This window comes from Psychrobacter sp. Arc9 (assembly GCF_041431295.1).
Lineage (GTDB): Bacteria > Pseudomonadota > Gammaproteobacteria > Pseudomonadales > Moraxellaceae > Psychrobacter.
The window spans coordinates 95,506-110,919 of the sequence record NZ_JASMRK010000005.1 but is presented as its reverse complement, the minus strand read 5'-3'; the positions used below and the strand labels follow the sequence as shown (position 1 = coordinate 110,919).

13 protein-coding genes are annotated in these 15,414 nt (G+C 43.8%); 8 read left to right on the top strand and 5 right to left on the bottom strand.

The features are described from left to right. Window positions 1-89 precede the first annotated feature (89 nt). From QO187_RS04460 to QO187_RS04450, 3 genes are all read left to right on the top strand, one after another. Window positions 90-818: a LysE family translocator gene (locus QO187_RS04460; RefSeq protein WP_371547511.1), complete on the top strand. Its 729-nt coding sequence runs from the start codon at window positions 90-92 to the stop codon at window positions 816-818. Window positions 819-1,607: 789 nt separating this feature from the next. Beyond that, window positions 1,608-2,822, top strand: a complete 1,215-nt coding sequence (locus tag QO187_RS04455) for an RtcB family protein (RefSeq protein ID WP_371547508.1) — start codon at window positions 1,608-1,610, stop codon at window positions 2,820-2,822. A gap of 132 nt (window positions 2,823-2,954) precedes the next feature. Then, entirely contained in the window at window positions 2,955-3,191 is a 237-nt protein-coding gene (locus tag QO187_RS04450) for a hypothetical protein (protein ID WP_371547507.1), read from the top strand. Window positions 3,192-3,292: 101 nt separating this feature from the next. Here QO187_RS04450 and miaB read toward each other — a convergent pair whose 3' ends face one another. Continuing rightward, a complete protein-coding gene (gene miaB, locus QO187_RS04445) occupies window positions 3,293-4,786 on the bottom strand; it encodes a tRNA (N6-isopentenyl adenosine(37)-C2)-methylthiotransferase MiaB (RefSeq protein ID WP_102092748.1) in 1,494 nt (497 codons plus the stop codon). Between the two features lie 347 nt (window positions 4,787-5,133). Between miaB and QO187_RS04440 the strand changes: the two genes are divergently transcribed. The 4 genes from QO187_RS04440 to QO187_RS04425 all read left to right on the top strand — a co-directional run bounded on the left by QO187_RS04440 (window position 5,134) and on the right by QO187_RS04425 (window position 10,317). Continuing rightward, complete coding sequence (locus QO187_RS04440) at window positions 5,134-7,254, top strand: transglycosylase SLT domain-containing protein (RefSeq protein WP_371547504.1); 2,121 nt, start codon at window positions 5,134-5,136, stop codon at window positions 7,252-7,254. A 488-nt stretch (window positions 7,255-7,742) separates the two neighbouring features. Then, on the top strand, window positions 7,743-8,423 hold the full coding sequence (locus QO187_RS04435; RefSeq protein ID WP_228153137.1) for a hypothetical protein: 681 nt from the start codon (window positions 7,743-7,745) through the stop codon (window positions 8,421-8,423). A 376-nt stretch (window positions 8,424-8,799) separates the two neighbouring features. Then, window positions 8,800-9,783: a malate dehydrogenase gene (locus QO187_RS04430; RefSeq protein ID WP_101205831.1), complete on the top strand. Its 984-nt coding sequence runs from the start codon at window positions 8,800-8,802 to the stop codon at window positions 9,781-9,783. A 294-nt stretch (window positions 9,784-10,077) separates the two neighbouring features. Beyond that, entirely contained in the window at window positions 10,078-10,317 is a 240-nt protein-coding gene (locus tag QO187_RS04425; protein ID WP_371547502.1) for a DUF2789 domain-containing protein, read from the top strand. A gap of 77 nt (window positions 10,318-10,394) precedes the next feature. Here QO187_RS04425 and ribF read toward each other — a convergent pair whose 3' ends face one another. Further along, window positions 10,395-11,477, bottom strand: coding sequence for a riboflavin biosynthesis protein RibF (gene ribF / locus QO187_RS04420; RefSeq protein ID WP_371547500.1), 1,083 nt, complete (start codon window positions 11,475-11,477; stop codon window positions 10,395-10,397). A gap of 215 nt (window positions 11,478-11,692) precedes the next feature. On the opposite strand from ribF, the gene QO187_RS04415 reads away from it, so the two are divergent. Further along, window positions 11,693-12,313: an N-acetyltransferase family protein gene (locus QO187_RS04415; protein WP_371547497.1), complete on the top strand. Its 621-nt coding sequence runs from the start codon at window positions 11,693-11,695 to the stop codon at window positions 12,311-12,313. An 11-nt stretch (window positions 12,314-12,324) separates the two neighbouring features. Here QO187_RS04415 and QO187_RS04410 read toward each other — a convergent pair whose 3' ends face one another. The 3 genes from QO187_RS04410 to ampD form a co-directional block, all read right to left on the bottom strand. Next, a complete protein-coding gene (locus tag QO187_RS04410; RefSeq protein ID WP_101205763.1) occupies window positions 12,325-12,948 on the bottom strand; it encodes a hypothetical protein in 624 nt (207 codons plus the stop codon). A 129-nt stretch (window positions 12,949-13,077) separates the two neighbouring features. Continuing rightward, window positions 13,078-14,628: a murein biosynthesis integral membrane protein MurJ gene (gene murJ / locus QO187_RS04405; RefSeq protein WP_101205764.1), complete on the bottom strand. Its 1,551-nt coding sequence runs from the start codon at window positions 14,626-14,628 to the stop codon at window positions 13,078-13,080. A gap of 112 nt (window positions 14,629-14,740) precedes the next feature. Next, window positions 14,741-15,370 (bottom strand): 1,6-anhydro-N-acetylmuramyl-L-alanine amidase AmpD, encoded by a 630-nt coding sequence (gene ampD, locus QO187_RS04400; RefSeq protein WP_102092754.1) that lies wholly within the window; start codon window positions 15,368-15,370, stop codon window positions 14,741-14,743. Window positions 15,371-15,414 lie beyond the last annotated feature (44 nt).

Here is a 15,414-nt window from a genome sequence, read left to right as displayed (position 1 = left end):
ATGGCGGTGTTTATTTTTTAGTCGCGTATTTAAGTCGTATAGCCGTTCGTCTTAGAACCATTTACACATGACAAAGTAGGGGTGGGTTGATGTCTTGGCATCTGTTTGCAGTGTTTTTCGCAAGTACGTTTTTTATCTCAGCGACCCCTGGTCCTAATATGCTGCTGGCATTTCAGTACGGCATGAACTATGGCGTCAAACGAACCTTATGGACGCTAGCAGGTCTGAGCCTTGGCTTGTTTGTATTACTGCTATCGACACTGCTTGGCTTGGACGTAATCAGTCGCCAGTCACCGTGGCTACTGACTATTATCAAAGCCGTGGGTGCGGCATACTTAATCTATTTGGGTATCAGCTCTTGGCGCGATGCTGGTGACAGTAGCTTGATGAGTGATGCTAAAAAGTTGAGTGCCGAGGTAGCAGCAGACTATGCTGCCACTGACGGCGTACCCAGTACACCACAGCCGCGTTCGCTCTCTAGTGCTGCTACTAAAATAGCGCCGAGCAACATGACCTTGTTTCGTACTGGTGTTTGGGTGTCATTATCTAATCCGAAAGCTATCTTGTTCTTTGCGGCATTTTTCCCTAAATTTATCAATTTTAGCGCGCCACTATGGCCACAATATGTCCTACTGACCATCGGCTTGTTTTTGAGTGAAACGATTTGGCAAATCGTATATACGCTAGGTGGCAAAAAGCTAGCAAGTTGGCTCGATGTGGGTAATCGCTTAGCGTGGCTCAATCGTGGTTGTGGGGTGATATTTATAATTATCGCTACCGCCTTATTGGCTGAAGTGATAAATAGTTTTATGGTATAAAAACTACCGATAAGATTTCAAATTAAAGTGATTAACTAAACACACGTTTATTAAATTATTTTCTATACAAGCCAAATTAATTATTGACTTTAATTTTTAAATCGTTATTATTGGCTCATTGATTTATATGGCTTGTTTTTCATAAGCGATAAATCGTTTCAATTAATCTGCTATTGTCGCCCTGACATTAGCCACAACCTATGGAGGAATCATCGTGTCCTATATAACTACCAAGACGTTTTTAAAGATTAAATGTGTAAACCACATGACAGCAATGACACCTTCGAAAAGGTTTGGCTAAATTTTTATATAAGCTATTGAGTGATATCCCATCTATCGATATCAACGAATAGCTTTCTGTATCTACTTGCGCTATCTCTTTTCTAAGTGTACTGTGCCAAATTTGCTCTGCGATTGCGCTAAGCCATATTGCGCATGCTGTTATCTGTTTGCCTAACATTTTTCTTTACCGTTATTGCTAATAAAGCGACTCAGGCTATGATTTAGCTAAAGCTTTTCTATGCGTATAATATTTACGCTGTGGCCGACGGTTCTGATCTATATTATCTTTCTTTAAAATGTCTATAATAAATTAACCATGAATTCTTATTAATTTTTTAATTAATAAGAATACGGTTTTTCATTGCCTAGATTTTATAATTTATTAATTTCATTTCTTATTAAACGTTTCGTTTAATTGAGATAGATAAGTAATATCTAAAAATTGTAAAAACTGGTAATGATAAAAAATGTATGGTTATTAAAATAATAAAATGGAAATAATAAATTATGAGCATTCAACTAGTTATAAATGAAAATCGAAGACACGGTGTACCCGTCAAGATTTATACCTCGGATGTTGAGCAAGGTGCGATGCAGCAGTTACGTAATCTAGCTCAGCTAGAGTTTGTGCATTCACACATTGCAGTGATGCCCGATGCGCACGTTGGCAAAGGCGCAACAGTCGGCAGCGTGATTCCGACCAAGTCCGCCATCATTCCTGCCGCAGTTGGGGTAGATATTGGCTGCGGTATGAACGCAGTACGTTTGTCCCTGACGGCAAGTGATTTGCCTGATAGCTTACGGTCGTTACGATCGATCGTTGAGCAACAAGTGCCAGTCGGCTTCAATATGCATAAGCAAATCCAAGCCAAAAATTCAACGCTTGATCCACTAGGTAAACGCCTAAAACCGATTACTGATAAACATCCGGGTTTGCTTAAAATGCTGAAAGGTTTTGAGCGTACTTGGGCGAAGCAGTTGGGAACACTCGGCGGTGGCAATCATTTCATTGAGCTGTGCTTGGATGAGAAAAATGATGTCTGGGTCATGCTGCATTCTGGCAGCCGCGGCATCGGTAATTGTATCGGTCGCTATTTTATTAACCTTGCCAAAAAAGAACGTCAATCACGCTTTGGTCATGTGCCAGATCGAGATTTGTCTTATTTTGCCGAAGGGTCTGATAGCTTTGCCGATTATGTCGAAGCGGTAGGCTGGGCGCAGGACTACGCGTTAGAGAACCGCCGTGAGATGATGCGTCTCGTCATTAAGTCATTGCAGTCGCCACAAGCGATGTTGCCACGATTTCAGCTGACCAAAGAAGCCATCAATTGTCATCATAATTATGTCAATGAAGAGGTGCATTTCGGTGAGCAAGTCTATGTGACGCGTAAAGGTGCGATCAGTGCTTATGCAGGTGAGCTTGGGATTATCCCAGGATCTATGGGCGCAAAATCCTTTATCGTACGTGGTCTTGGCGCGGCAGAGTCGTTTTGCTCGTGCTCGCACGGTGCAGGTCGGCAGATGAGCCGTGGTAAAGCGATACGAGCGTTCACCATTGATGAGCTAAAAGCGCAGACGGATGGCGTCGAGTGTCGCAAAGACAAAGGCGTCATCGATGAAATACCTGGAGCGTATAAAGACATAGATGAAGTGATGGCCAATCAAACGGATTTGGTCGAAGTGGTGCATACGCTTAAGCAAGTCATGTGTATTAAAGGCTAATACCAAGCCTGTAAATCATCTTAGCATCGTCAAACTCGTTTAATGTACTGAATGTACAATTAGCACTCCTTTTCCTCGCTAAGATGATTTTCGGCATTGGTACCTCAGGAAAATCAAAGAACAGGTAAAAACATGAGCTTAAAACAAACCTTAAAAAAGGCCAAACAGATTGAACGGCAGTTAGAGCGGCAAGCTGAAACAGGTGCACAGCACTCGCTAGGTACTGTCAAATCGCGTAATTATTTGGCACTGGATCCACTGTTAAGAAAAGGTGGTATTCATGAGAAAGAAAATATCGATATCGTCCGCAAAAAACGCCGCCGCGAGACCAAGCAGCAGTTACGGAAGACAGATTGGTTATCAGAATAGTGATAGTTAATATTCACGCACAAAAAAGCCGTTCGCTATACTAGTGAACGGCTTTCTTATTCTTACTCAAATTTATAACTTAACCATTGCTACCTTAACTACTAGGCCAATACTTCGATCAGCTCACCTTTTACCATGTGTGGGCTGACGAAATCAGTAATACGTACGCTCACAAGTTTACCTAATAGCTCATCCATTTTCTCGACATCATGAGGGAACATAACGGTACGAGTGTTATCTGCTGTACCGATTAAGCAGTCAGGATGACGATTGGCAACTTGTTCAACCAAGACGCGTGTCGTCGTACCGACCATCTCATGGGTTTTAGCAAGTGTTGAGTCAATGATGACTTTCTGGAATTCAGCCAAGCGAGCTTTTTTAGTCGTGAAGCTCACATCATCCGGAAGCTCTGCCGCTGGCGTACCAGGACGTTTAGAGTAGATAAAGCTGTAAGAGTGATCGAAGTTCAACTCTTTCGCCAAGTTCAAGGTATCTTGGAAGTCTTGATCGGTCTCACCAGGGAAGCCAATGATAAAGTCACTCGACAAGTGAATGTCTGGACGAATGGCTTTTAGCTTATTAATCTGATTGATGTAAACGTCGATTGTATGGTTGCGCTTCATCGCTGCCAAAATAGCATTTGAGCCACTCTGAACCGGTAGATGTAAGTGCGATACTAGCTCTGGCAATTGTGCATACGCGTCAATGATGTCATCAGTGAACTCTAGCGGATGGCTAGTCGTATAGCGAATACGCTCGACACCGTCGACATGCGAGACATAATGCAATAGCTCGGCAAAACGGCAAATACTGCCATCATCTTTTTCACCGCGATAGCCGTTGACGTTTTGACCCAAGAGGTTGATTTCACGCACGCCTTGCGCTGCTAAGCTATCAATCTCAGCCAATACGTCATCGAGTGGACGTGACAATTCTTCACCGCGGGTATAAGGAACAACGCAGAATGAGCAATACTTTGAACAGCCTTCCATTATAGAGACAAACGCTTTGTAGCCTTCTACTCTTGGCTCTGGCAAAAAGTCAAACTTCTCAATGCTAGGGAACGACACATCAATCGTACCAATACGATTTTTAGGCGCAATTTCACGTTGCTCATTTGATTGGTCATATAGTTCTGGCAGGCGATGCAAGGTTTGCGGGCCAAATACCATATCGACATAAGGCGCACGCTTTTGAATATTATCGCCTTCTTGTGAAGCGACGCAGCCACCAACGCCAATGACAAGGTCAGGGCGTTTTTCTTTTAGTTTGCGCCAGCGGCCCAATTCCGAAAAGACTTTTTCTTGCGCTTTTTCGCGGATAGAGCAGGTATTCATCAGTAGTACATCGGCCTCATCGATATCGTGAGTGACTTCCATACCATGCGAATCGCCGAGCACGTCTAGCATTTTGCCAGAGTCATAGACATTCATCTGACAGCCTTGTGTCGTGACAAAGACCTTTTTTGTCGCTGCTTTTTCGACGGGCGCTTGGGCTGAACTTGCTTCTTTGAGTGCAGTGACAGCACGTGCGGTGACAGTCGTCTCAGCAACAGCATCGTCATCGATGCGGGGATTGAATACAGTAACACTCATAAGGATAAGTCCATGATTGACCAAAAATATAGCGGAGTAGCCGATTAACAGGTGGCGTATTTTATCACAACCCTGTGCCAATGTGAAAAATTAGCACGAGCGATGGGGTATCAATATGATAAATAATTCATAGCAGTATCAATTATTTACTGTCGTTCATATTACTATTCATAAAAACTGCGGCTCGTTATCACTTCTATGTTACACCGTGCTGTCCTATTTATTAACAAAAGGTAAAGGAGATAGTTGAAAGCACAATGAGTATAGTATGATGATTGCTATACCCTTGGCGGTACTTAGCGAACCGTTATTCATATATTTGTAGAGATATCATAAAGAGAGTCAGTATGACAAAGTTGCGTGTTGCGCATAGCATCAAGGATGAAGAATCAATCAGTCAAAAGCGCGCGTCGAAGCGGATCGCAGCCAGTACGTTACGGTTGAGCGCGTTGAGCGTGGCAACAGCGGTCAGTGCACTTGGTGTGTCACAAGTCGCTTGTGCCGAGTTGACGTGGGGCGATGAGGAAAGCTACCAACAAGAAGGTAACTATCAACAAGACAGTAGTATTGACTCATTTATGGCAGCCGCTATCGCCGCAGACCGCGGTGATGTAAGCGAGCTCTATAACTATGAGCAAGTCATGAGCGGTGGGTTGTTTGCGATGTATCCGACCTATTGGCGTATGAATCTAGATCTCAATTCACAGAGTTCAGCGGCCGTCTCGCAGTTTGTGCGTCAGTATCCAGATACGGTCATGGCTGAGAAATTGGTTGCGGATTTTGCGGAGACCAAAGCGGGGTCAAATGATTATGCATCAGTACGTCAAGTCGCGAATTTAATTACCAATGCCGATGCCAGTGAGCGCTGTGCCGTTGCGCTTGGGTTTAATAATGGCGGTGATACTATGCGTGCTATGGCAGCCAAATCTGATGTGTGGCTAACCACTAAAAAGCAACCAGCATTGTGCGATCAGTTAGCGATGGAGATGAACAACAACGCGCTGATTAGTAATCAAGATCGTGCTGCTCGTCTGAAACGTATGCTACGTAAAGGCAAGACCGGTGATATTATGGCATTGTCCTCACGCCTTGGTACGCCAATTGCTTATTCGGCGCTCAGTGAAATTCAGCTTAATCCGTCTTCTTTCTTTAGCCGTTTTGGTCGTGAGCCTGCAAGCCAAACCAATCAATACCTATATATGTACGCAATCGGCCGTATGGCTGACAAGTCTTATCGTGAGGCAGCGTTACAGTTAGAGTTTGATATCAAACAAGACAATCAGCGCGCGGTCAAATTGTTGAATGACGAAACCCGGCGCTATGCTTATCGTACGCTTGGCGTGCAGCGTATGAATCACAACACTGACGATGGCTTTAACGCTGAAGCAGTGGATTGGTTCCGCAATAGTTTGGACAATGACTTTAATTTTGAAGAAGCAGAAGATTACGCTATGGCAGCGATTCGCTTCGGTCGTTGGGATGATGTGGTGGAAGCCATCTCAAAAATGGACGGCGAAACGCAAAAAGAAGCCCAGTGGCAGTATTGGCTAGCTCGTGCCTATGAGCAGTCAAGCGATAGTAGCAAGCGTAATACGTCCAAAAAAATGTATCAGAACCTAGCAAAGAGTAATGACTACTATGGCCTGATGGCAAAAGATAAAATAGGGCAGCGTTTTGATGCTAGCCGTTTAGGTGGTAGTAATTTGCCCAATGTCAGTACTGCTGACCGCGCGCGCGTCATGCAAGATGCCAACTTTGCCCGTGCGTTTGCGTTATACAACTCTGAAGCCAGTCGTGCTTATGCCAACCGCGAGTGGAACTGGGCAGTGAAGCAAGCTCGTGACAATCGTGATGACAATTTAATTATTGCCGCTGCTCGTCAAGCCTATGATATGGGCTGGCTCGATCGAGCGATTTATGCGGTTGATAATACTGATAGGGTGGATAGCTTAGCACTCTCGCATCCAATGCCGCATCAAAGCGCAGTCGTACGTTATAGTGAGGCAGCAGGTATTGATCCAGCATGGGCGTACGGTATTATGCGTCAAGAAAGCCGTTTCGTATCTTCTGCGCGCTCAAACGTAGGCGCGAGTGGACTGATGCAAGTCATGCCTGATACCGCAAAATATATCGCTCGTAACCTAGGCGAGACGTATAGTGCGAGCCGTGCCAATAGCGGTGATACCAATATCCGCTATGGTACGTGGTATATGGGTGATATCTTGGGCAAACTCAATTATCAACCAGTATTGGCAACCGCAGGCTATAATGCTGGACCTAATAATGCCAAACGCTGGCAGCCAGTTTATGGCTCACTTGCCGCAGATCAATATGTAGAGTCGATTGCATTCCCTGAGACACGTAACTATGTCAAACACGTGATGGAAAACGCCACTATTTATAGCAGTCTGTTGGGTCGTGGTCAGCCGATTACTCAGCGTATGGGTACGGTGCCAGCTGGATTTTAATCACTGAACTTGCATTTGATAAACCACTAATGATTTATTGTTAGTGGTTTATTTTTATCTGCTAATTTGCTTTGTCAATTGATCAACTCTGATTTGCTCAAGCAGCACTCATCTAGCTAAGGTAAATTTCACGGCCGTTATCCTTCAGTGCTTTATCAACATTTATCGAGATTCCTGACGATGTCGTCAACGTTTACGTTTTTGCTATAGATTAAAAAAAACGTTTTGTTACCATTGCCTTAATGAGAAACCCTATTTTTCAGTCTTGTTCTTAGGTCAATGCGTGTTTTATGTATCGCGTCTAATGATTTAAGTTATAGCCTATGTCTTATCATTGCTAACTAACTGCCTTCAGTCCTATGATCAAAAAATATTTTAGTCTGTCTACGTCGCCAAAAACCAAATATTCGTTATCTAATCGGATATGCTTTTTATCGAAGGCAAATACAAAGACGGATACAGACCTGAGCAATAAGGTCGCTAACTCTATGGTGCAATTGCGTGCAGGTTTGGCTAGTAAACATAGCGTAGGCAGTGTCAAAGCGACGATGAGCTTTGGCGCTTTACTGCTTATACAAGGCGTTATGCTGCTACCAGCACAGGCGGCTAGCACGGTTAAGACTGGTCAGCGCGTATTGATGATTGAGATGACCCCAGCATTATGTAATATGCAGCCGACGCGGGCACGTATGCGCCAGTGTTTAGAAGGGTATTCGTTGACTGTATCTGGTCTGGATATGGGATATGGTGAGCGCTGCGGTCGTGGTAGTGAGCCACGCCTTACACCGCTACAACTAAAAGTTGTCAACCGTATCATGCCTGACACAACGGTACGTAGCCAAACGTGGCAACGCTATGGAGCCTGTAGTCCGCTTAGCGCCAGCAGTTACTTTCGGCAGATTACTAACTATGCAGGTGGATTAAAACTACCGAATGAGCTAAATACGGGTAATAGTTATACCGTTTCCAAATCACGATTTATCAGTCAAATGACCCGCCTCAATAGTGGTATGTCTTCAAATAGTGTGGACCTCATCTGTCAAGAAGGCAGCCGTCGCCAATCGATACTCACTGATATACACGTGTGTTATGAGGGTAGTGATTTTGGGACTTGTCATGACGTTGTAGACAGCTGTGGCAGTAAATTTATCATTTCAGGTGGGCGATAATCTTCACTTAGTTATCTGCTTAAACCTCTTTTTTGATACCATTTTTCATTTCATTTAGTTCAATCTAATAGTGAAAACTGCCTATTTTGACCATTATATCTACGTATAGCATAGTGAAAATGTGCTTGAGTTGTTATGTGCTAAAGCCCTCTAGCGCCTTATCCGTAAGCGCTTAGCCTCTGCAGAAATCCTCTCGTATAAAATGTAACAATATAATCCCTGACGGGTCTATGACTGTATCTAGACGGTCACTGCGATGAAGTGCTACACTAGCTCTCGGTTTATACATGCTGCTATGCGGCAAACAAGTCGATATCTAAAATGATAATCGTTCATTAGAATTATCTAATAATTAATTAGGGAGTATTCAATGTCAATGAAACAGCCTTTACGTGTTGCCGTCACTGGTGCCGCTGGTAATATCAGCTACGCGATGCTATTTCGTATTGCATCTGGCGAGATGCTAGGTAAAGATCAGCCAGTTATTTTGCAATTACTTGAAATTACGCCAGCTCTTGACGCCCTAAAGGGTGTGGTCATGGAACTAGAAGACTGTGCATTCCCATTGTTGGCTGGTATCGTCCAAACTGACGATGCTAATGTCGCATTCAAAGATATCGATTATGCTTTACTGGTTGGTGCACGTCCTCGTGGCCCAGGTATGGAGCGTAAAGATTTGCTAGAAGCCAACGCTGCGATTTTCTCAGCACAAGGTAAAGCATTGAACGAAGTCGCTAGCCGTGATGTAAAAGTATTGGTAGTCGGTAACCCTGCCAACACCAACGCACTTATCGCTCAGCGCAATGCACCAGATCTTGATCCACGCAACTTCACAGCAATGACTCGTTTAGACCACAACCGTGCTATGGCACAGTTGGCTGGCAAGACTGACAGCACTGTAAATGACGTGAAAAAAATGATCATCTGGGGCAACCATTCGTCAACTCAGTATCCAGATCTAACCGCTTGTACAGTAAACGGCAAGCCTGCGCTAGATTTAGTTGATCGCGAATGGTACGAAGCGACTTATATCCCAGAAGTACAACAGCGCGGTGCTGCGATCATTAAAGCTCGCGGTGCATCATCTGCGGCTTCTGCTGCCAACGCTGCTATCGCACATATGCGTACGTGGGCATTAGGTACTGATGAAAACGATTGGGTATCTATGGGCGTTTACTCAAACGGCGAATACGGTATTGCTGAAGGTTTGATCTACTCATTCCCATGCACATGCACTAACGGCGACTGGTCTATCGTAGACGGCGTTGATGTATCATCAGATTTCTCGAAAGAGAAAATGGCTGCCACTGAGCAAGAGCTTAGTGAAGAGCGTGATGCAGTAGCACATTTACTACCGTAAATCTAAGCTGCTATCCAGTAAGCTATGATTTAAGTAGTAAAGATAAGTAGTAAAAAAAGCCCTCTGAAATATGAGGGCTTTTTTTATGTCTATAAGAAATAGGCAAATGAGAGCAATTTAGCTTACTGTCTTAAATGGATAAAAGCAGTTTACCGTTAATACAATTGATAACGTTAGATAAACGTTGATTAACAGCTATTAAAATAAAGCTTGCTACAATGAATATGTCAATTTGAATAACAAGCACATTAAACAATAAGTACGATCATATTAGTATCATTTAAGGAGAAAGTTATGTTGGGTGAACCAGAATACAGTATGAATGAATTATTTGCTCAGTTAGGTCTAGACAGCTCTGATGAAGCAATTAATAATTTTATCGCAGCAAACCAACTAGCTAGCGAAGAAAAACTGACAGAGGCTAGCATTTGGACGGACAATCAGCGTATGTTCCTGCAAGAAGAATGGCAAAAAGATGCCGCATGGGTAGAAACCATCGATGAGCTAAATGTCCGTTTACATCCTGATGCATAAAAGTTTATCAAGAGATAAAAAACCCCGCAATAGTCTTAATATCGCGGGGTTTTTTATGTCTGGAGTAACACTAAAAATCAAATTTGCTTTTCGCGCCACTCAAGTAGATCTGCGACATCTTGATGAATACCAGCCTTTAACGCCTCTAAGCCTTCATAACGGCGCTCACCATGCAAAAAGTGTAAGAAGCGTACTTGCAAATTCAATCCATATAAATCAGCTTGCAGTTCTGGGAAATGGACTTCTAAGCGCCAATCACTGCCTTTATTCACCGAAGGTCTGATACCGACACTGGCGGTTCCAAACAAACTATGTGCTCGCAGCCCTGCAATACCTATCTTGTCGTCAGTTGCATGCTTGCTCAAACCATTCGCTATGACATTTCCATCGTCGTCTAGGCTGACCACATCGACTGCAAAGATACCGTGCAAAGCCGGTTTTATTCGCTGCAAATCGATATTGGCGGTAGGGAAGTTCATAGTACGACCTATCTGATCGCCACGGACGACGGTTCCTGTGATGGCATAGTCACGACCAAGTAACCTGTTTGCCGCTTGAATGTCGCCTGCCAATAATAAATCACGAACGCGAGTAGAGCTGATACGTGCAGCGTCGTTATCGATAATATCGATACTGCCGCTATCAATGCGATCGTTATTAGTATGACCATCAGTGACCGTATGCAGGTTAGTCACATCCAAACCATAATCACGCAAAAACTGACTGTCGCCAGTACGGTCATGGCCGAAGCGAAAGTCATCGCCCAGCACCAACGCTTTTACGTTCAAACGCTTGGCTAATATATCGGCAAATGCTTGTGCTGATAGCGAGCGAAATTCTGTATCAAAACCTGCTACGATCAATGTTTCAACACCATATTCTGCCAGCAGTGCTTGCTTCTCTGCCAGATTGGTCAGGCGTGCAGGCGCTTTAGCAGGTGCAAAAAACTCGCGTGGCTGCGGCTCAAATATCATGACCGCCGCACCCAAATTTTGGGTATGTGCAATCTCACGAACTTGGGCTAGCATGGCTTGGTGACCAAGGTGCACACCGTCGAAATTGCCGATAGTGAGCACGCAAGATGCCAACTCTACTGGGACAGTGTCCGTAGATGAAGAATGTGGCGACGAAATCAGTTGCTCAAGAAAATAGGTTTTCATAAGTTTTCAGCTATGATGAGACCAAATAAAAAACGAAAAAACACATCTATGCTTAAAATTGATGTGTCTAAAACCAGCCATTATAAAGTAAAATAGCCACACTAACATCCTATAGTCTACGTGTAATGCAAGTATGGCACGTAGGGTAGCTATTCTTTATTGCCAATGATGCTAATAGTAATCCTAACAACAATCTCGACAACGATGGAGATCTTATGTCTGCTGCTGCCTTGAATACCATACCAACCGACCTATCGACATATCAGCTTACCGATCAGTTCGTTGTGCAGCGTGCAAGTAAAGAAGATTTAGCAGAAGTCTTAGCCATTTATAATCAAAGCATACCGGGCAAACAAGCAACAGCCAATCTTGCATTGGTTACGCTAGAGGAGCGTGCCGCTTGGTTTGAAGAGCATTTGGATAGCACAACCAGACCGATATATGTAGTCAAAGCACTATCATCAGATGATGTAGATCAAACAAAGGCACCGATAGTCGCATGGGGCAGCTTTAGCGATTTGTACGCACGTACGGCCTATCACATCAGTACCGAGATTAGCATCTATCTAAATCAAGATTATCAAGGCAAAGGGTTAGGCAGTTTGCTGACCCGTTGGATGTTGACGCAAGCACCAAGCCTAGGTATTCGAAATATCATCGCCCTTGTCTTTGCTCATAACCATCCAAGCTTAGGATTGTTCCGTAAGCTTAGCTTTGAACAATGGGGTTATATGCCCGAAGTTTGCGATATGGAAGGGTTTATCGCTGATGTTGTGATGCTTGGCAAAGCAGTCACGTCAGACGATATTTTAGATAAAGCACCTGAAACAATTTAACTTAAAACGCTCTAACCTAAAATCTTCCATTGACCTTCTATCTTCTGTAGCTGGTAGGTCAGTGGTGCAGGTTCGCTCTGTCTTTTTAGCATCAGCTCGCCAGTAATGGTGGCACGAGTTTTGTCATCATTGTATTTGGTATCAGTAATCGTAACGCCATCCACCGTTTGCTGAAACGCAGACTGAGTATTGGCAAGCTCTTCTTCGAAGTTTGCCATATCGACTTGGTAATATGACGCCGCATCTTTCACGTCACCGTAATATAAGCTGTTTAGGGCTTGCTTGACAGTATCTTCTGGCGTACCGGCTTGAGTCGGATTAGTCACTAGGCTTTTCTGTTTGGTCGCATCGGTGACTGGATTAATGTTATCACTATCAATTGCTGTCTTATTTTCAGCGCTATCTGTAATTTCGCCTGTTTCGCTAGCACTTTCAGCAATCTCTGCTTGGTCAGTCGTATCATTGTCCAATGAAACGTCTTCCGAGGTATCAACAGTCGCTGCCACATCTTCATTATCGGTAGCAGTTTCAGCCGACTCATTATTGCTACAGCCGCTAATAAGTAATCCAGTGCTTAGTACACCAGTTGCTAGCAAAATTGGTAAGCGCTGAAAGATTGGCTGTTTCGTTGTCATATCAAACCTCAAATGTCATTTATTCATTAATGATCTATTATGACAATTATCAGCAGCGAGCATTGTCATTTCTCATAACAGGCTTGTTTTGGTTTCGTAAGCCTGCCATGAGTTTGCTTATACTTTATCCTAGCCGTGCTTTAGCTGACGCGGACGGAACCCAGTTGCTAGCAATACAACACCGTAAACCAGCGCTCCGATGGCACACATAATGATCAGTGCGACGATACGTTGCCACTGAGCCTCATCGGTAGGAAAGTAAGGCAGCATAAAATAAAGCACGCCAATCATAGAGCCAGTCGAGATAGCAAATTGCGTAAATAGCTTTTTCCAATGTGGACCGAAACGGAAAATATCACGCTTATGTAAGAAGTAATATAGCAAGCCTGCGTTTACAAAAGCAGCGCCAGTCGTAGCCAATGCCAGACCACCATGTAGTGGTATCTCTAAAAAGTAAAATATCCCGATAAAAATAACACTAAAAATCATATTAGCGATGACAGAAATGATGCCGATTTTTACAGGGGTTCTGGTGTCTTGACGCGCAAAAAATGCAGGGGCAAAAATCTTAATGAGCATAAATCCTAAGATACCACCTGCCATACTACGTAAGGCCAGTGAACTCATTTGGGCATCACGTAAGGTAAACTCACCGCGTAAAAATAGTGCTTGCATCAATACATCTGCCAGTACAAATAAGGCAGCCGAGGCAGGCACACCGACCAAGATGATAAGACGTGCTGCCCAGTCGATGGTCTTTTTGAAACTGACATCGTCCTTTTGAGCTTCGCTTTTTGATAGGCTTGGTAATATGACGGTACCAATTGCCACACCAATCAGACCTAATGGTAGCTCGCTCATACGTTCAGCTGCATAGAGCCAAGAGACGGAACCGCCAATCATTAACGAGGCAAAGATGGTGTTTAATAGTAAATTAATCTGAGTAACAGAAACACCAAAGATAGCAGGTAACATCAACTTTAAAATCCGACGAACACCTTCGTGCTGAAAATCAATCTTTGGTGCGACAAGCAGCTTTTGTTGCCAGAGCTGCGGCAGTTGAATCAAAAACTGTAGCAAACCTGCGATAGCAACGGCATAGCCAAGCGCCATGATGGGTGTATCAAACATTGGCGCAAAAATCAGCGCCCCACCAATCATACACAGGTTCAATAACACGGGCGCAAAGGCGGGTGCGGCAAAACGACCGTAGCTTTGTAGAATACCACTCGCAAAGGCTGTCATAGAGATGAATAGCAAATACGGAAAGGTAAGACGCAGTAATTCAGCAGTGATGGCAAACTTGTTGGGTTGATCGGCAAATCCAGGGGCAAACAATGTCACCACCCAAGGTGCGATTAAGATGACCACCACCGTAAGCATCGATAACACTAGCAATAATGCACCCGAGGTTCGACTGACCAAAATCTGCACTTGTTGCAAGCTGTACTTTTCTTTGTATTCGGACAGTACCGGCACGAAAGCTTGGCTAAACGCACCTTCTGCAAACAGTCGTCGTAAGAAGTTTGGGATTTTGAAGGCGACTAAAAAGGCATCCATCAAACCACCTGCACCAAAAACCCCTAGCAATACAACATCACGTACCAAACCTAAAATACGCGATAACATGGTCATACTGCTGACCACCATGGTTGAACGAAATAACCGACTTTTTGCCATGAGAACCTATCTTGCTAAGTTGTATATTGAGTTATGTGCTGATGTGATATGGATAAAAAACTGACAAATTATATCACTTTCACCATTGAGATAAATGGATTGAGTGTGGAAATCACTTATGTGACGGTACACCGTTTTTCGTTGCATCAGCCACTAACTGGCGCAATCTTGCCCATTCAAAATAATCACCAGGGTCAGTCTTACGCCCAGGCGCGATATCACTGTGACCTGTTAAGTGGCGACGTGTTTTGGGGTAGGCCTTATAAATGGCGGCAATTACGTCGGCTAGCTTCTCATATTGAGCAGAGGTGAAGGACACAAAATCCGACCCTTCGAGCTCGATGCCAATGCTATAATCATTACATTCAGGTCGACCCAAGTAGCTAGACCGCCCAGCATGCCACGCCCGTTCGTTGAAATTGACGAACTGAGTGATAGCGCCATCACGCTCGATAAATAGGTGCGCTGATACTTCTGCGCCTTTAATTGTTTGAAAATAAGGATGAGCATCCCAGTCTAATTGATTGGTAAATAATGCTTTTACATAATGCGTGCCACTAGCGTCGCAGGCACCAAATTCATTCGGTGGTAGACTAATATTGTGTACGACAATAGCGTCAATACTTAAATCTTTTGGCCTTACATTGTAATTGGGTGAAGCCAACCAAGTAGCTGTTGATAGTAGACCGTCTTTGATGGTCATTGGTGACGTAGATGATGAGTTTGGCAATGATGCAGGCATAATGCTCTCTTTTTATACTAGTATTGATAATGGTGTGATAGACA